The sequence below is a fragment of the Glutamicibacter sp. V16R2B1 genome (genome assembly GCF_005774635.1).
Lineage (GTDB): Bacteria > Actinomycetota > Actinomycetes > Actinomycetales > Micrococcaceae > Glutamicibacter > Glutamicibacter creatinolyticus.
The window spans coordinates 128,148-145,590 of sequence record NZ_VATX01000009.1 but is presented as its reverse complement, the minus strand read 5'-3'; the positions used below and the strand labels follow the sequence as shown (position 1 = coordinate 145,590).

The window sequence follows — 17,443 nt, the reverse complement described above, 5'->3', positions numbered from 1 at the left end:
CATGCGCTATCCGCAACCGGCCGCCAACGCACCGGGCCTGGATCCGCGCGCGGTACTGCGCCAGGCGCGGCGGGCGCGCAGCCGGGCAGAGAAGTTCGACGCCTTTTCCGACACCTACATGTGGATCCTGCTGGTGGGTTTCGGGTTGGCCTATGCCTTTGGTTTCCTGCGGGCCTGGCTGGGGGCGCTGCTGGGCGAGTTCGCCGCGCCGGTGCCGTTGCCGAGCGCGGTGCTGCCCCTGGGACCGGTGCTGCTGGTCGCGGTCCTGGTGATCCCGGCCCTGGTGGCGCGCCTGCTGCTGCATCTGGGGCCGGCCGCGGTCAGTGCCGCCCAGGCGGTGTGGTGGCTTTCGCTGCCCATTGACCTTCGGGGGCTGCACGCCGCGGCGTTGCGCCGCGCCCGTTGGATTGGGGCGCTGGGCAGTGTGGCCGCCGGGGTGCTGTGGTTCGCCCTGTGCTGTGCGGTGATGCCGGCCCCCACCCTGGTGCTGGCCGCTGCCGCGCTGGGAGCTGCGGTCCTGGCCGGGGTGCTGGTGGCGAACCTGGCGGTCATCGCCCAGGCCCGCGGCGCCACCAACCGGCTGCGCCGGGCCGGCACGATGCTGTTGTGGTCGGTGATGCTGGCGTCACTGGCCGGGTGGGGGCTGGCGGTGGCCGGGATCCTGCCCGATGTGGAGGGCTGGATGCGGGACTGGGCCTGGCAGGGGAGGAGCTTCCTCGTGCTCGTCCTGGTTCTGCTGGTGCTGGTGCTGCTCACCCACGGCCCGGCCGGGCGTGCGGTGCGCGGCATTCCGCCACGGGTGCTGCGCGCTGCCGGGCAGCGGCAGCAGGTGGTGTCCGCGGCGCTGGGCGTGATGAACCCGGGAGCCGCGTTCGTGCAGGCCCCGGCCATTCGCGGGCCGCGTCCGCGGCGCCAGAAACGGGGCGCGCGGCTGCCGGTGCTGCAGCAGGTGCTGCTGACCCGGGTGTGGCGCCGACGCCTGGCCGTGCCGCCACTGGGGATGGGTCTGGCGCTGGCGGCGGTGCTGCTGCTGGTGCGTTCGGCGGCGAACCCGATGACGCTGGCGGTTGGGTTGCTGCCGCTGCTGGTGCTGCTGATGCTGGCCGCGGCCAGCGCGGTGGAACCGCTCCTGGCCTCGGCGGCGCTGCGCCGGATGCTGGCGGCGGACCGCACCCAGGTGGTGCGCGCGGCGGCGTGGCTGATCCTGCCCGCGGCCCTGCTGGCGACCTGCCTGGCGGTGGGCGTTGCCGCCTGGTTGTTCGTGCTGCCCTCCTGGACGGCGGCACTGGCCGGGGTGCTGCTGGCCAGCGGCGGGGTGTTCGCCGGAGCGGTGCAGCGGGCCGGGCGCGGGCACCAGAACTTCTCAGGCCAACTGCTGGCGGCCGGCACCAGTACCGAGGGGTTCGCAGCGGTGGGGTATTCCCTGTCCGGGGTGCTTCCGGTGTTGGCCGGGGCCGCACCGCTGCTGGCGGTGCTGCTGGGCACCACCGATGTGCCCTGGGTGCTGTGGGCCGTGGGCGCACTGGCCTGCGGGGGCGCCCTGGCGGCGCTGCGCGAGAAGGCAGCCTGAGCTTCCTCCGGCCGTTAGGCCGTTAGGCCGGCTGGCCCTGCGGGTCGGGTTTGCCGGCGTAGTACTTGGCCATGACCTCGTCCTTGAACTCGAAGAACGTGCCCTGTTCGATCGCTTGGCGGGCGGATTCAACCAGGTTCACGGTGAAGTGCTCATTGTGGATCGAGATCAGCGTGTGGCTGAGCAGCTCCTTGGCCTTGTACAGGTGGTGGATGTAGGCCCGGGTGAAGTGCTGGCAGGCGTAGCAGGTGCAGCCGTCGACCAGCGGGGTGAAGTCGCGCTTGTAGCGGGCGCCGGAGAGGTTGAAGCGGCCGTGCGGCGTGTAGAACGCCGAGTTGCGCGCCACCCGGGTGGGGGAAACGCAGTCGAAGGTGTCGGCCCCGTTTTCGATGGCGGTGAAGATGTCATCCGGTTCGGAGATCCCCAGCAGGTGCCGCGGCTTGTCCTCGGGCAGTTCCTGCGCGCACCATCCCACGATGGTGCCCAGGTTTTCCTTCTCCAGGGCCCCGCCGATGCCGAACCCGTCAAAGGCCATTGCCCCCAGGTCCCGGCAGGCCTTGCGGCGCAGGTCTTCGTACTGGGCGCCCTGGATGACCCCGAACAGGGCCTGGTAGGGCTTGGTGCTGCGCTCGTCGGTGAGCCGGAAATGTTCGGCGATGCAGCGTTCGGCCCAGCGCCGGGTGCGCTCCAGAGACTCGACCTGGTAGCCGCGCGAGTTCTGCAAGGTGGTCAGCTCGTCAAAGGCGAACATGATGTCCGCCCCGATCTGGTGCTGCACGCCCATGGAGATTTCCGGGGAGAAGCGGTGCATGGTCCCGTCCAGGTGGGATTTGAACCAGACCCCGTCCTCGTCCACGTTGGCCATGCGCTCCTTGCCGGGGGCCACCGCATCATCCGGGCCGGACTGGTCCACCGACTTCATGTCGATGACCTTCTTGAACCCCGACCCCAGGCTCATCACCTGGAAGCCCCCGGAGTCGGTGAAGGTCGGGCCCTGCCAGCCCATGAACGAGCCCAGTCCGCCGGCGGCGTCCAGGATGTCCGCCCCGGGCTGCAGGTACAGGTGGTAGGCGTTGGCCAGCACCGCCTGGGCGCCCAGCTCCTGGACCTGCACCGGGGTTAGTGCCTTGACCGTGGCCTTGGTGCCCACCGCGATGAACGCGGGAGTCTTGATCTGCCCGTGCGGGGTGGTGATGGTTCCGGTGCGCCCGGGCAGGGTGTTGCCCTCGCCGTCCGTCAGCCGGGTGCCGACCTGGAAGGAGAACTCGGCTTGCTGGGGGTGGGCGGCGGCGGGATCAAAAGTTGTTTCTGGCACCTATCTAGTGTGCCGCATGCGCGCACCCGTGAGGAAAACGACAGGTGGCGGCGTGGAACAAACTAGGCAATGCGCGGTGCAGCGGACAAGAATGGACAGCGGAAGGCCGCGGGCCGCCGGAAAGCGGTGGGGCCGTGGGCGCAGGTGGTGTCGTTGGGCAAGGGAGGCAGCGTGGGTTTGGAGCAGCCGGGACTGCGTGGAGCATTGAAGTCGCTGGTGACGCTGGGCCCTGCCCGCAATGACCACTGGATCGGGTTGCGCACCGCGCTGGGAATCTTCCTGCCGCTGCTGGTGCTGATGCTCGTGGACCGGCTGGATCTGATGGTGTTCGTGGTCTTCGGCGCGTTCACCGGCGTCTACGGCCGAGTGGACGGGTACTGGAACCGGCTGCGCATGCAGGTGCGCTCGGGGCTGCTGTTCTTCGCGGTCATCACCCTGGCGCTGGCGGCGTCCACCTGGTGGGTGGCCCACGATGACCCGGAACTGAAGTCCTGGCAGATCGTGGGGGCGACCACGCTGGTGGCCGGGATCTGCTCGGTGCTCGCTGGGCTGCTGCGGTTGCGTCCGGCCGGTTCCCTGTTCCACATTTTCGCGTTTGCCGCGATTGCCTCCATCCCGCAGCCGGTGCCGTTTGCCGATGCGTTGATCGCCACCGGGGCCACCATGGCCCTGGCCGTGGGGATCGGGGCGGCCGGGGCGGTGGGCCAGTGGGCGAACGTCTGGCAGCGCACGAAGTTGCCGCCGTTGTCGGACAACGTGAAGAAGGCGATCTGGTGGGAGGGACTCTTCCACATCCTGACCGCCGGTGCGGCCGGGGCGCTGGCCAACATCGTGGGCAGCCAGCTGGCGGCCGGGCACAACTACTGGGCGATGGTCGCCGCGGTGGTGCCGTTGGCCGGGCACACCACCCGGCTGCGGGTGCGCCGCGGCATCCACCGTGTGCTGGGCACCTTGGTGGGCATGATCCTGATGGCCGCGCTGATTCTGATCAACCCGCCGCTGTGGGTGCTGGTCGGCTGCATTGGTCTGTTCCAGTTCATGACCGAGGTGCTGGTGATGCGCAACTACTTCTTCGCGCAGATCTTCGTCACCCCGCTGGCCCTGGTGGGGGTCACGCTGGTGACCGGGTTGTCCACGGCCGTGATGTATGACCGGATTGTGGAGACCGTGATCGGCTCGCTGGTGGGCATCATTGGCGTGCTCGCCGGCAGCGCCTTCGGGCGGATGCTGCTGCGTCGCCGCGCTGAGCAGGCATAGCCGCCGGCGCTTCGGTGCCGGCACCGCCGCAGGACGGGGGTCCGGTGCGGCGGCGCGGGCGGTGGATTGGCGGTCGGGTTAGACGTTGATGCCCACGTGGGCCATGGCCTGGCGCAGGATGTTTTCCCGTCCGCCCACGAACTCGGACTGGATCTGGCTGCTCAGCGCCTCGGCGGGTGACAGCCAGCTCAGTTCCAGGGCGTCCTTGCGCGGGGTTGACTCCCCGCGCACCGGCACGATGTAGCACATGGCCACCGCGTGCTGGCGGTCATCGGTCAACCCGGTCTCGCTGGGGGCCGGGAAGTATTCGGCGACCGTGAACGGCACCGGGCTGGCCGGCAGCTGCGGCAGCACCAGGGTGCCCAGGTCCTTCTCAATGTGGCGGATCAGCGCGGCCCGGATGGTCTCGCGGTACATGACCCGCCCGGAGACGAAGGTGCGGCGCATGCGCCCGTCCCCGTCCCCGGTGAGCATCAGGCCCACCTCGTTGACGTAGCCCAGCGGGTCCAGCCGGACGGGGATCGCCTCCACGTACAGCATGGGCAGGCGTTGGCGGGCCTCGTAAAGATCCTCTTCACTCAGCCATCCCGGATAGGGGTCAGGTGTGCGCACGTTCATACTTCCCATCTTCTCCCACAGCCGGGCGAATGGAACAGAAGCTGACCCGGTGTTGCGCAACTCACTGGCGAAGGTACCCTCCGGGGGTAGTCAGCAGCCGCGCAGGGCGGTAAACTTGTTGGGATTCTTCAATCACTTGCGGCGCGATGTCGGGCCCGCCCTTTCAACCACGCGACCATCCACTCGAGCGGGGACCAAGATGACCAATGCCACCGAGCGCCTGAGCGCCAAAAACTTCACCACCATTGCGGTGCTGATCGTCTCGACTTTCGTGGTCATCCTCAACGAGACGATCATGAACGTTGCCCTTCCCGTGCTGATGGGTGAATTCCAGGTCACCGCCGACACGATCCAATGGCTGACCACCATCTTCATGCTCACCATGGCGGTGGTCATCCCCACCACCGGGTTCCTGCTGCAAAAGCTGAGCACCCGGCAGGCCTTCGTGCTGGCCATGGGCCTGTTCACCCTGGGCACCGCGCTGGCGGCGCTGGCCCCGGGCTTCTCGGTGCTGCTGGGGGCCCGCATCATCCAGGCCTCCGGCACCGCGATCATGATGCCGCTGCTGATGACCACCATCCTGGACCTGGTGCCCCCGGAGCGCCGCGGCGTGCTGATGGGCAACGTGTCCATCGTGATCTCGGTGGCCCCGGCGGTCGGGCCGACCCTGTCCGGGCTGATCCTGCAGTACCTGTCCTGGCGGTTCATGTTCATCGTCATCATCCCGGTGGCGGTGCTGGCCCTGCTGATCGGCACCCCACGGCTGGATGCCACCGCCCAGAGCTCCAAGACCCCGCTGTCGGTGCCCTCCCTGCTGTTGGCCTTGCCGGGCTTCGGCGGCCTGGTGTACGGGCTGAGCCGGCTCTCGGCCGCGGGGCTGAACGCCGTGAACGCCACCGTGCTGGTAGTGGCGGTGCTCTGCCTGGTGACCTTCACCCTGCTGCAGGCCCGCCTGCAGCAACGCGATGCTGCGCTGCTGGATCTGCGTTCGTTCACCTACCGGCCCTTCACGCTTTCGCTGCTGCTGATGGTCTTTGCCATGGTGGCCCTGTTCGGGGTCATCATCCTGCTGCCGATGTTCTTCACCTCGGTGCTGGGCCTGGACACGCTGGCCACCGGCCTGATCATGCTGCCCGGCGGGCTGTTGATGGGTCTGCTGGCCCCGTTCGTGGGCCGGCTGTTCGACAAGGTCGGTGCCCGGCCGCTGCTGGTGCCCGGCGGGGTGATCCTGACCGCGGTGCTGCTGGGCTACGCGCTGGTGCTCGATGCCCAGACCCCGGTCTGGCTGCTGGTGGTGATGCACCTGGTGATGAGCCTGGGCATGGCGCTGATCTTCACCCCGGCGTTCACCACCGCGCTGAACCCGCTGCCGCACCACCTGCATTCGCATGGTTCGGCGGTGCTCTCCACGCTGCAGCAGCTGGGCGGGGCCATGGGCACCGCCCTGGTGGTGGGCGTGGTCGCCGCCACCACCGGTGCGCGCGCCGCCGCCGGCGTGGATGAGCTGGATGCGACCATCCAGGGCTTCTCCGCCGGTTTCAGCGTCGGGGTGGTCTGCGGCATCGGCGTCATCGTCATCGGGTTCCTGCTGGGCGGCAGGCAGCAGGCGCCGGTTGCCGAGGAGGGCGCCCTGTCCACCCACTAGCCAAGCGCGTGGATCCTACTGAGCAGGCCGCATCCGGGATTTGCCCGGATGCGGCCTCTTCAATTTCCGCCGGTCCCGAACTAGGCTGAAGTCGAAACCACATCAGTAAGTGAGCATTAACCGAATGTCGGTGGTCGCCACGACGGCGGAGGGGTAGCGGATGCAAATCAAGAATGCGGTGGCACTGGTCAGCGGCGGCCTGTCGGGATTGGGGCGGGCCACCGCCCAGACCCTGGCCGAGGCCGGGGCCAAGGTCGTGGTGCTGGACTTGCCGCGGGAGGACGGGGATGAGCTTGCCGCGCAGATCGGGGCGGAGGTCAGCTACTGCGCGGCCGACGTGACCAGCGCCGAGCAGGTGCAGGCGGCCGTACAGGCCGCCGCCGCGCGTGGGCCGCTGCGCATCGTGGTCAACTGCGCCGGGGTGGCCACCCCGGGCAAGGTGCTGGGCCGTGAGGGGGTGCTGCCGCTGGAAAAGTTCGCCAAGGTCCTGGAAATCAACACCATCGGCACCTTCAACGTCATCCGGCTGGCGGCCGAGGCCATCAGCCAAACCGATGCGCTGCAGGACGAGCAGGGCACCAGCGAACGCGGGGTCATCGTCAACACCGCCTCGGTGGCCGCATTCGACGGGCAGATCGGCCAGCCGGCCTACGCGGCGTCCAAGGGGGCGGTGGCGGCCATGACCCTGCCGCTGGCCCGTGAACTGGCCCGCCACCAGATTCGGGTGATGACCATTGCCCCGGGGATTTTCGAAACCCCGATGATGTCCGGGCTGCCGCAGGCCGCCCAGGATTCGCTCGGCGCCCAGGTGCCGCACCCTTCCCGGCTGGGCAAGCCGCAGGAATATGCCGCGCTGGTGAGCCACATCGTGGCCAACCCGATGCTGAACGGGGAAATCATCCGGTTGGACGGCGCGATTCGGATGGCGCCGAAGTAGGGGGCGGTTCTACCCCGAGGAATCTTCCGGCAAGGTGCTCCCGGGGTCGGCGGGGTGGGAAGCGTGGTGCCGGGCGGCCCGGTGCTCGGCGTGCGTGACCTGGTGACGTCGGGTCTCGGCGGCGATCAGCACGATCACGGCGCCCAGGGCGGTGCTGACGGGCAACCACCATGAAAGCCCGGGGTCCCGCCACTGGCCAAGGGCCACCGGCAGCATCCCGGCAAGGAAGCCCATGGCCACCGAATGCCGCCCCCGTTCACCGTGGGCGGCGGCCGCGCCCAGCACGGCCAGCACCAGGACCGCCACCAGCCCCGCCCACGCCTGCTCGTTCCATTGCGTGGCGGAGAAGAACAGCTCGGTGGTGAAGACCAGCCCGTAACCGGTCAGCAGCCCCAACGGCACATCGGTGCCCAGCCGCTCGGTGAGGTTGCCGGCGGTGTGCCGATTCAGCTCCCGCAATCCCAGGGCCGCGGCCCCCGTGGTCGCCACTGCCGCGACCACCGCCGTCCACGGCAGGAACGCGGCCGCCAACACCTGGCTGCAGCCGAACAGCGCTGCCGTGCAGGCCAGCAGCGGGCCGGCCGCCCGCTGCCGACGGGCGCTGCGCTGGGTGGGCAGCAGCGCAAAGAGCCCGGCCCCGAACACCGCGAACGCCAGGACCGGCCAAACCGCCACCTGGCTGGCACCGGTGCTCCACAGGGCGGTCGCGGTGCGTGCCACGCCGGCGGCGCCCAGCGTCAGGACGCTGAGCGCAAACAACACGGTGGCCAGCAGCTGCACCCCCAACCGGTAGTGATCCAGCGCCTCCACCGGCGGGTCGGTGCGCAGGGCCGGGGCCGCGTAGGGCAACGGAACCGCGCTGCCGCCGGCGGGACCGGCTGCGTCGCTGCTCATGACGGACCTCGCTTCCCGGGCGGGCGGAGCCGCCCGCGGCTGTGCCACCCAGCCTAGGAGGAATGCCCGGCCCTGACCAGCGCCCGGCGGGAAGCGCCCGGCGGCTCACGCTGCCGGTGGGGCCTCCAGCAGCTGCTGTTGGGAGGTGAAACTGCGCGCCTGGCCGCTGAGCGGGTCGGTGAACGCAATGGACTTGGCCAGCAGCTGCAGCGGACGGTCGTAGTCATCCGGGGCCAGGTCCCACAGCCTGGGGTAGAACGCGTCATTGATGATGCCCAGGCCCAGCGAGGCCAGGTGGACCCGCAGCTGATGGGTCTTGCCGGTCAGTGGATCCAGGTCCAGCAGCGCCACCGGAAGGCCGCTGAAGTGCCCGGCACTGCGCCCCAGGGCGGCCAGGCTGATTCGGGTGCGGGCATTGGGCTCGCCGTCCTGCACGATGGAGCGCAGCTGGCCCTTGACCTTGGTCATCCGGTTGGCGAAGTCCAGGGGCAGGCTCTCGATGAGTTCGCGCAGCTGGGCGGGGCTGCGTTCGGCGATGATGTCCCCGGCCTGCAGCACCTTCCCGGTTTCCAGTCCGGGCCCGGGGGCCAGCGGAACCACCGCCTGGTAGCCCTTGCGGATTTCGCGGCGTTCAAACAGGCTCTGGTAGGCGCCGCGGGTCTGCGGGTTGACCGCAAAGAGGATCACCCCCGCGGTGGCCCGGTCCAGCCGGTGCATCGGCACCAGCTCATCGATCCCCGTCTGGTTGCGCAGGCGCACCAGCGCGGACTGCTGGATGAACCGTCCGCCCGGGGTGGTGGGCAGGAAATGCGGCTTGTCCACCGCGATCAGGTGCTCGTCCTGGTGCAGGATCCGCGCCTGGAACGGGATCGGCTCCTCTTCCGGCAGGGAGCGGTAATACCAGATGAAGTCGTGACGCCCCAACGGTGTGCCGGCATCCAGCGGCTGCCCGCCCAGCCCCACGATCTCCCCGTCCTGGAAACGGCGCAAGATACCCGCCGGGTCAACATGCCCGAAGCGTTCGAGCAGGTAATCGGCCACGGTGGGCCACGGGCCGGAGCCGGGCAGGCGCAGCCGGGTGGCGTTCACGCCGTTGCGCACCGGTAGCGGGGAGAGCATTGCCATGGGTTCTATTGTTCCAGCTGTTGGCAGTGCGGGCAGTAATAGCAGTCTCGTTCGTGCTGCCCGGATTCCTCGGCCAGCTTCAGCAACCGGATCCCGGTGCCGCAGCGCAGGCACGGTTTGCCGGCCCGCCCGTAGACCCAGAACGGGTCCCGGGTGCGGGCGGTGCCGGTGGTGACCCGCCGCCCGCGGTCCTTGTTCGCCTGAATCAGCCGGTGGGACATGGCCACCACCTGATCCAGCTGCGCCACCTGCCCGCACGGGGTCAACGGGTGCAGCCGGGTCAAAAACAGCACCTCACAGCGGTAGATGTTGCCCAGGCCGGCCAGCAGGCGCTGGTCCAGCAGCGCGGTGCCGATGGTGCGCCGCGGGTCGCAGCGCAGGTTCTCCGCCGCCAGCCCGGGGTCCCAGTCCGGGCCCAGCAGATCAGGTCCCAGGTGGCCCACCAACTCGGATTCCCGGTCGGTGGGCACCAGGCGCAGCTGCTGGATGTCGTAGCCGACCACGTCCGCCGACTCGGTGCGAAGGATCACCCGGGCGGTATGGGCCGGGCGCTTGAAGCGCTCGCCGGGAACGTAGAAGTCCCAGCGCCCCTCCATCATCAGGTGTGAATGCAGGCTCAGCGTCGGCTGCTCACTGTCCGGGTTGTGCAGGCGCAGCAGCAGGTGCTTGCCGCGCGGAACCACCTCGGTCACCCGGTACCCGGCCAGGTTGGTGGTGGCCAGCTGCGGCACCCGGAATTCGGTGGAGCGCAGCACCTGCCCCTCAAGGGCCGTGCGCATGCGCCGCGCCAGGCGGTAGACCGAATCTCCTTCGGGCATTGTTGCTCTTCCTCCTGCATCGGGAAGCGCCGGCCGGGTCGCGTCGGGTCCCGGCCGGCGCCGTGGTCGGGTTAGCGCCGGAAACGGATTCCCTGCGGGGTGCTGTAGAAACCGGCCTGCAGCAGCGCCTGGGCCAGCGGGTCCTCAAGCACGGGGAGCCCGTTGACGGTGGCGATGGCAATCTTTTCCACCGCCGCGGTGCGCAAGGTGGCCACCAGCCTGGCGCCCAGGGCCGCCAGGTGCTCGGCCGGCCAGGAGCCGAAGCTGAGCACGGTGCGTCCACCGCGTTCCAGGTAGAAGGCCAGCTCCCCGTCGATCAGCCCCACCAGCGCCCCGGCCTTGCGCCCGGGCCGGTGCCCGGTCTCGGTGGCCGGCCAGGGCAGGGCGGCCCCGTACGGGTTGGCCGGGTCGGTGGCCGCCAGCACCAGGATGCGCGGTTGGCGCCGCGGGGTCTGGGTTTCCAGTTGGAAGGAACGCAGCCGGTCGATGGTGTTGGCGGAGGCGAACTGGGCGGCGCCGAGCTTCTCGATGAAGTAGCCGCGCCGCGTATGCCCGGCCTCCTCCAGCTTGCCCAGCACCCGGTACAGGGTGCCGAAGCCGCCGGGCACCTGTTCGGCGGCGACCGAGCCGCGGGTCACCACCCCGTAGCGTTCCAGCAGCACCTCCGCGGCGGCATGGGAGCGGATGGTCGGATCGGCCACCGGCTCGGGCAGCCGGCTCCAGCGGGCCCCGCCCGAACGCGCCGGGGCGTGCGGCGCGGCCGGGCTGCCGGCCAGCCGGGTGAGTCCGGAGAGCCGGTTCAGCCGTGCCGCGCGGGCCCGCGGCGGGGGCTTGGCGATCTTGTGCGCGGTGCTGCCCCCGGCCAGATAGCCGCGCACCGGGGACAGGGTGTCCGGGCTGATGAAGCCGGCCCAGAACAGCTGCCAGCACGCGTCACCGACCTGGGACAGGGACGGGGGCGCGTTGTCCTCCTCGGTCATCCAGGCGGCCAGCTCCTCCACAAAGTAGGCGCCGGTGCTCTCGAACCGCTCCAGCAGGCGCAGCGCGAACGCGTCCAGTTCGCTGCGGTCCCCCGGCGGCAGGGTCAAGCTGGCGTGCTCGGCCGTGTGCAGCGCCAGCCAGCCGTCCTTGCCGCCGGCGGCCCCCGCCCCGGCAATCAGCACATCACCGGAACTGGTCAGCTCATCCAGCGCGGCGCCGGTGTAGTTTTTCACCCGTGCCGGCAGCACCAGGGATTCCAGGGCGCTGGCCGGCACCTGGGCGCCGGTGAGCTGGCCGATGGCCTCATAGAGCCCGTCGGCGCCCTCCAGCTGGGAGCCCACCTGCTGCCAGACCGGCAGGAACCGGGCGAAGGTGGGCTGGTCCACCGGCTCAACCTCGGCGCGCAGCGCAGCCAGCGAACGGGTCCGGATGGTGCGCAGCACCTGGATGTCGCAGTACTCATCGCCGCTGACCCCCTCGGGCACAATCTCCAGGGGGCGGAACGCCCCGGTGGCCAGGCGCCCGGCGGCCACCAGCGCGTCGAGCACCGCCCGCACCACCGCCACGCCCAGGCCCAGTGCGCTGCCCGCCTCGGCCGGGGTGAACGGCCCGTGGGTGCGGGCGTAGCGGGAGACCAGGTCCTCGACCGGGTTGCTGGCCGGCTCCAGGAACGCCTGCGGGATCCCCGGCGGCAGCGGGGTGCCCAGCGCGTCGCGCAGCTTGCCGGCGTCCTCGATGGCCGCATACGCGTTCTGCCCGCCGCGGCGCAGCGGGAACACCCGGCGGGCGGCGAGCAGCGACTCGGCGTGCATCCCGGCGGCCGCCGCCTGCAGCGGCTCCCGCTCATCACGGGGGTCCGCCAGGCGCCGGGCCAGCTGCTCGGCGGTGAGCGGGCCGAGCAGGCGCAGCAGGTCCGCGGCCCCCTCCATGCCGCGCAGCCGCCGCTGCGGGGCCAGGTGCTGCAGCTGCGCCTCGTACTGGCGGATCACCTCGGCGTCCAGCACCTCGCGCACGTCGTTGCGGCCCAGCAGTTCACCGAGCAGCACCGGGTCCAGGCTCAGCGCCGCGGCGCGGCGTTCGGCCAGCGGGGCGTCGGACTCGTAGAGGAACTGGGCCACGTAGCCGAACAGCAGCGACTGGGCGAAGGGGGAGGGGGTGGGGGTCTGCACCTCCACCATCCGGATGCCGCGGCTGCCCAGATCCTTGAGCACCTGCACCAGCGCCGGCAGGTTGTACACGTCATTGAGGCATTCGCGCACGGTTTCCAGGATGATCGGGAAATCCGGGTACTTGCGCGCCACATCCAGCAGCTGGCTGGCCCGCTGGCGCTGCTGCCACAGCGGGGTGCGCTTGGCCGGGTTGATCCGCGGCAGCAGCAGGGCCCGGGCCGCGCACTCCCGGAACCGGGCGGCAAACAGCGCCGAGTTGGCCACCTGGGAGGTGACCGCGTCCACGATCTCATCATCGGCGAAGGTGAACAGCTCGGCGCCCGGCGGCTCGTCATCCATGGCCGGGATGCGCAGCACGATCCCGTCATCGGCGGCCATCGCCGAGGCGTCCAGGCCCCAGCGTTCGCGGATCCGCGCCCCGATCGCCAGCGCCCAGGGGGCGTGCACGCTCAGCCCCAGCGGGGAGTGCAGCATCACCCGCCAGTCCCCGAGCTCGTCGACAAAACGCTCAACGACAAAGGTGGTGTGGCTCGGCACGGTGCCGGTGGCCTGCTTCTGCTCCTGCAGGTAGCTGAGCAGGTTGTTCGCCGCGTACTCGTCCAGGCCCTGCCCGCGCAGCCGGGCCAGGGCCGCGGGCTCCTCGGCGGCCAGCAGCCCGGTGGTGAAGCGCCCCAGCTCCCGGCCCAGCTCGATGGGCCGGCCCTGCCCGTCCCCGTGCCAGAAGGGCAGCTTGCCCGGCTGGCCGAACGCCGGGGAGACCAGCACCCGGTCATGGGTGATGTCCTCGATCCGCCAGCTGGTGGCCCCCAGCGCGAACACGTCGCCCACCCGGGACTCGTAGACCATCTCCTCATCCAGTTCACCCACCCGCTTCGGGGCCTTGGAGTCCTCGGCCCCGGCCAGGAACACCCCGAACAGCCCGCGGTCCGGGATGGTGCCCCCGGAGATGACCGCCAGGCGCTGGGCCCCGGGACGGGCGGAGAGGGTCCCGGCATCCCGGTCCCAGATGATCCGGGGCTTGAGGGTGGCGAACTCATCGGAGGGGTACTTGCCCGAGAGCATGTCCAGGGTGGCCAGGTAGGCGCTGCGCGGCAGCTGCGCGTAGGGGGCGGAGCGGCGCACCGTGTCAAACCAGGATTCCACGCCCAAGTCCGCCAGGGCGACCGCGGCCAGGGTCTGCTGGGCCAGCACGTCCAGCGGGTTGGCCAGCACCGTCATCTTCTCGATCTGCCCGGTGCGCATCCGGGTGACCACCAGCGCGGTGGACAGCAGGTCCGCCCGGTGCTTGGGGTAGAACACGCCGCGGGAGACGGAGCCGACCTGGTGCCCGGCACGGCCCACCCGCTGCAGCCCGGAGGAGACCGAGTTCGGCGACTCCACCTGGATCACCAGGTCCACCAGCCCCATGTCGATGCCCAGCTCCAGGGAGCTGGTGGCCACCACGGCGCGCAGCCGCCCCAGCTTCAGGTCCTCCTCAATCACCGCGCGGGTGTCCTTGGACACCGAACCGTGGTGGGCGCGGGCCAGGATGGGGGCGGCCGGGTCGCTGCCAGCGCTGGAACCGGCCTGGGCCATCAGTACCGCCGGGGTGCCGGCCGGCTGCGCCGGATCCGGGGTGAAGCCCTCGCGTTCGGCGTAGAGCTCGTTGAGCCGGCCGGTCAGCCGCTCGGCCAGGCGGCGCGAGTTGGCGAAGATGATCGTGGACTGGTTGGCCAGCACCAAATCCACCAGCTGGTTCTCCACGTGCGGCCAGATGCTGGCCCCGGCGGTGGGGGAGGAGCCAGGCCCCAGGTCGTGGGCGGCGGCCGCGGCCGGCAGGTCGGTCATGTCCTGCACCGGCACCCGCACCGACAGCTCCCACTGCTTGGCCGCCGGCGGGCGCACAATGTTCACCGGCCGGGTGCCGCCCAGGAAGCGGGCCACCTCCTCGGGGGGTTCCACGGTCGCCGACAGCCCGATGCGCTGGGCCGGGGTGCCCAGCAGCGCATCCAGCCGCTCCAGGGACAGGGCCAGGTGGGTGCCGCGCTTGGTCGCGGCCAGGGCATGGACCTCGTCAATGATCACCGTCTGCACGGTGGCCAGCGTGCTGCGGGCCTGGCTGGTGAGCATCAGGTACAGCGATTCGGGGGTGGTGATCAGGATGTCCGGCGGGTTCTTCACCAGCTGGCGGCGTTCGGCGGCCGGGGTGTCCCCGGAACGGATGCCCACGCTCACCGCCGGCTGGCTGATGCCCAGATCGTGCGCGGTGGCCCTGATCCCGGCCAACGGGGAACGCAGGTTGCGTTCCACATCCACGCCCAGGGCCTTCAGCGGGGAAATGTAGAGCACACGGGTGCCGCCGCCGCTGGGCGGCTGCGGCAGCCCGGGCAGCGCCGGGGCGCCGGCGGCGGTGTTCAGCAGCGAGTCCAGGGCCCACAGGAACGCGGCCAGCGTCTTGCCCGAGCCGGTCGGGGCGATCACCAGCGTGTGGTTGCCCCGGGAGATCGAGTCCCAGGCGCCGTTTTGGGCCGCGGTGGGTTCCCGGAAGACATCGGTGAACCATTTGCGGGTCGGGGCGCCAAAACGCGAAAGGATTTCGCTCATGGTTCGATCTTAGGACCTGGGACCGACGGGTTTGGCGGGAACCGGAGCCGGGGCGCGGTCACCGGGTGGTCCCGGTGATTTCGCGCAGCGCCGCCAGGTGCCCCACATAGGCGGCGCGTCCGGCGGCGCTGAGGCTCAGGCGCGTGTGGCTGCGCCCGGCGCGGCTGAAACGCTCGGCCCGGAGGTAGCCGGCGGCGTCCAGCTGCCGCAGGTGCTTGCTCAATACCGAATCGGTGATGCCCAGCAGGTCGCGCAGCTGGGCGAATTCGGCCCACTGGACCGGGGTCAGGCTCGCGCAGATGCGCAGCCGTATCGGGGCGTGGATCAGCGCATCGAATCCTTGTGGTTCAGTGGGGGTGCTCATGGGCGTCCTTCTGCCGGGCCAGCGCCAGCGCCCGGCGCATGCGCTGCTGGCAGAACCAGAACACGGCGAAGACGCTGAGCCACTTCGCCGTGATCGCGATGGGGCCCAGGGCTTCCCAGAACTGCAGCCCTGCCAGCGCCAGCAGGCCGAACAGGAAATAGCCGGCGTAGGCGCCGTCATTCTCCACCAGCCGGCGGGGCCGCGGGCGGCGGCGGTAGTGGAGCAGGCACCACAGGGCCAGGGGCAGCAGCAGGCTGGCCAGGACGATCAGCAGCCCCGGCGGGGCGACGTGCCGCAGGCTGAGCAGGGTTGCCACCCAGGCCCCCAGCAGCGCCAGCAGGCCCCGGGGGGCAGCGCTGGTGCGCACCATGTTCGCCGCGGCGTCATCGGCCAGTGCCAACAGCTCGGCCGCGGACTGCGCCGGAGCTCGGCCGGAGCCCGTGGATCCATGCATGAGCCGCTCTCTTTCCGTTGTGGAAAGTCTTGTCTTTCCGGTATGGAAAGTCAACCGGGTGCCATCGCCAGGGGCACTGATGGGGGCCGGAAGTCTAGACGTGGTGGTACTTGCCGCCGGCCAGGATGTCCTGGGCCCGGTAGAGCTGTTCGGTGAGGATCAGCCGGACCAGCTGGTGGGGAAAGACCAGCTTGGACAGCGACCAGGTGAAATCCGCGCGGTCGTGGACCGTGGAGTCCACCCCGTAGGCCCCGCCGATGACCACCACCACATTGCGGCCGGCGTCGATCGGGGCGCGCAGCGTGTTGGCCAGGGCCGGCGAATCGACGTTGCGCCCACGCTCATCAAGCAGCACCACGAAGTCGCCGGGCGCCACCTTGGCCAGGATGCGCGTCGATTCCTCGGCGCGCGCCGCCTCGTTGTCGCGGGCGGAATGGCTCAGCAGCTGCCAGGACAGGTTGAAGGGCTTCTTCAGCCGCTTCTCATAGCGCCCGATGCCCTCGGTGACCCAGGACTCATGCTTTTTCCCAACTGCCAGCACCTTGATTGTCATGACGCCATTCTCCCGCATCCCCGGCGGTGACCCGCTGACTTCTGCCGCAGGGCACGCACCGGGGCGGGGGCGAAGACTACGATGGAAGCCATGCGATCCTCGTGGTATTTCCGGCCCGGCCAGCGCACCGGCGCAGCCCGGGCGCTGTGGGTGGTGCTGGGCCTGATCGTCGCCATGTTCTACTTCACCCGCCGTGTGGTGGTTTCCCTTGGCGCGGGTGGCTGGGTGCAGGATTTTGACGCCCCGGTGCAGCAGTGGGTGCTGGAGCACCAGGACCCGGCGCTGGCGGCCCTGGCCCATGGGTTGTATTGGTGGGGGTCCACCCCGGGGATGACCGCCACCATGGTGTTGGTGACCGCGCTGTTGTGCTGGTTTACGCGCAGCTTCTGGCCGCTGGCCACCGTGGGCTTCACCGCGCTGGTTTCCGTCCTGCTCACCACGATCCTCAAGGGACGGCACGAAGTGATCAGGCCCGACGGGATCCCCGGGGGCCCGGAACCCCCCGGTTCCTTTTCCTTTCCCAGCGGCCACACGCTGAACGCCGCCGCGCTGATCGGCATCGCCGCCTACCTGGCCATCGTCTACGGGCTGCGCCGCTACGCCTACCTGATTGCCTCGCTGGCCGCGCTCTTCGTGCTGGCGATGGGCTTCTCCCGGATCTACCTGGGCCACCACTGGCTCTCCGATGTCGTGGTCGGCTTCGTGATCGGGGTTGGCTGGGCTGCGGTGGTGGCCATCCTGCACTACTACTTTGTCCCCTCGAAGCGCATTCGCCGATAATTCCTGTGTGCCAACGATCATTTCAAGTTGTGAGAAATGTATCAAAGAACCGACGGCTTGTTGAGACTCGCGGCACATTAAAGCGACGAGCGAGATCGTCGGATTTTCCGCCGCGGATGTTGCCGCGGCCACGCGGCGGGGCCTGCTCCGTCACATAAAAACGTTGGATTCGCGCCGATCAGGGACCCATGGGCCGCGCTGCGGCCCGCGCGTGCGGTGTCCTTTGCGGACACGGTTAAGCCAGCTCACTCTTTTCCAGCTCCCGGGAATTTTCCCTGCGGCATTCTCATGCGGTGAGAATTTCGACTTGCTCCACCGCCGCGGTGGAAAGAACAATGGGTGACTGCGCCTGATTCCACCTGCCTTGAATCGGGTGGTGA

General features: G+C 70.0%; 14 protein-coding genes. 5 read left to right on the top strand and 9 right to left on the bottom strand.

Annotated elements, in window-relative coordinates; all coding sequences use genetic code 11:
* The first annotated feature begins 1 nt into the window (after nt 1).
* On the top strand, nt 2-1,570 hold the full coding sequence (locus tag FDN03_RS06255; protein WP_138175136.1) for a hypothetical protein: 1,569 nt from the start codon (nt 2-4) through the stop codon (nt 1,568-1,570).
* Nucleotides 1,571-1,592: 22 nt separating this feature from the next.
* Here FDN03_RS06255 and tgt read toward each other — a convergent pair whose 3' ends face one another.
* The gene (tgt, locus tag FDN03_RS06250; RefSeq protein WP_138175134.1) at nt 1,593-2,885 is read right to left on the bottom strand and encodes a tRNA guanosine(34) transglycosylase Tgt; all 1,293 of its coding nucleotides are present in this window, start codon (nt 2,883-2,885) and stop codon (nt 1,593-1,595) included.
* 171 nt (nt 2,886-3,056) lie between these two features.
* Here tgt and FDN03_RS06245 point away from each other — a divergent pair, with 171 nt between their 5' ends.
* Nucleotides 3,057-4,142: an FUSC family protein gene (locus FDN03_RS06245; RefSeq protein WP_171021147.1), complete on the top strand. Its 1,086-nt coding sequence runs from the start codon at nt 3,057-3,059 to the stop codon at nt 4,140-4,142.
* A 78-nt stretch (nt 4,143-4,220) separates the two neighbouring features.
* Here the strand turns inward: FDN03_RS06245 and FDN03_RS06240 are convergent, their stop codons facing one another.
* Entirely contained in the window at nt 4,221-4,760 is a 540-nt protein-coding gene (locus FDN03_RS06240) for an NUDIX hydrolase family protein (RefSeq protein ID WP_054821910.1), read from the bottom strand.
* 199 nt (nt 4,761-4,959) lie between these two features.
* Between FDN03_RS06240 and FDN03_RS06235 the strand changes: the two genes are divergently transcribed.
* Both FDN03_RS06235 and FDN03_RS06230 read left to right on the top strand, forming a co-directional pair.
* Nucleotides 4,960-6,405 carry an MDR family MFS transporter gene (locus FDN03_RS06235; RefSeq protein WP_138175130.1) on the top strand — a complete coding sequence of 482 codons (1,446 nt, stop codon included), beginning with the start codon at nt 4,960-4,962 and terminating at the stop codon, nt 6,403-6,405.
* A 160-nt stretch (nt 6,406-6,565) separates the two neighbouring features.
* Nucleotides 6,566-7,342 carry an SDR family NAD(P)-dependent oxidoreductase gene (locus tag FDN03_RS06230; protein WP_138175128.1) on the top strand — a complete coding sequence of 259 codons (777 nt, stop codon included), beginning with the start codon at nt 6,566-6,568 and terminating at the stop codon, nt 7,340-7,342.
* Nucleotides 7,343-7,351: 9 nt separating this feature from the next.
* Here FDN03_RS06230 and FDN03_RS06225 read toward each other — a convergent pair whose 3' ends face one another.
* The 7 genes from FDN03_RS06225 to FDN03_RS06195 form a co-directional block, all read right to left on the bottom strand.
* A complete protein-coding gene (locus FDN03_RS06225) occupies nt 7,352-8,236 on the bottom strand; it encodes a hypothetical protein (protein WP_138175126.1) in 885 nt (294 codons plus the stop codon).
* Nucleotides 8,237-8,341: 105 nt separating this feature from the next.
* Nucleotides 8,342-9,355, bottom strand: a complete 1,014-nt coding sequence (locus FDN03_RS06220) for a pseudouridine synthase (RefSeq protein ID WP_171021150.1) — start codon at nt 9,353-9,355, stop codon at nt 8,342-8,344.
* 11 nt (nt 9,356-9,366) lie between these two features.
* Nucleotides 9,367-10,179: a DNA-formamidopyrimidine glycosylase family protein gene (locus tag FDN03_RS06215; protein ID WP_138175122.1), complete on the bottom strand. Its 813-nt coding sequence runs from the start codon at nt 10,177-10,179 to the stop codon at nt 9,367-9,369.
* 71 nt (nt 10,180-10,250) lie between these two features.
* Nucleotides 10,251-14,912 (bottom strand): ATP-dependent helicase, encoded by a 4,662-nt coding sequence (locus tag FDN03_RS06210; RefSeq protein WP_138175120.1) that lies wholly within the window; start codon nt 14,910-14,912, stop codon nt 10,251-10,253.
* 58 nt (nt 14,913-14,970) lie between these two features.
* Nucleotides 14,971-15,276 (bottom strand): transcriptional regulator, encoded by a 306-nt coding sequence (locus FDN03_RS06205; RefSeq protein ID WP_138175118.1) that lies wholly within the window; start codon nt 15,274-15,276, stop codon nt 14,971-14,973.
* Nucleotides 15,260-15,730 (bottom strand): hypothetical protein, encoded by a 471-nt coding sequence (locus tag FDN03_RS06200; protein ID WP_138175116.1) that lies wholly within the window; start codon nt 15,728-15,730, stop codon nt 15,260-15,262. Before FDN03_RS06200 ends, FDN03_RS06205 begins: the two co-directional genes overlap by 17 nt.
* Nucleotides 15,731-15,824: 94 nt before the next feature.
* Complete coding sequence (locus tag FDN03_RS06195) at nt 15,825-16,283, bottom strand: 23S rRNA (pseudouridine(1915)-N(3))-methyltransferase RlmH (RefSeq protein WP_171021146.1); 459 nt, start codon at nt 16,281-16,283, stop codon at nt 15,825-15,827.
* Between the two features lie 90 nt (nt 16,284-16,373).
* Between FDN03_RS06195 and FDN03_RS06190 the strand changes: the two genes are divergently transcribed.
* A complete protein-coding gene (locus tag FDN03_RS06190) occupies nt 16,374-17,063 on the top strand; it encodes a phosphatase PAP2 family protein (RefSeq protein WP_171021145.1) in 690 nt (229 codons plus the stop codon).
* Nucleotides 17,064-17,443 lie beyond the last annotated feature (380 nt).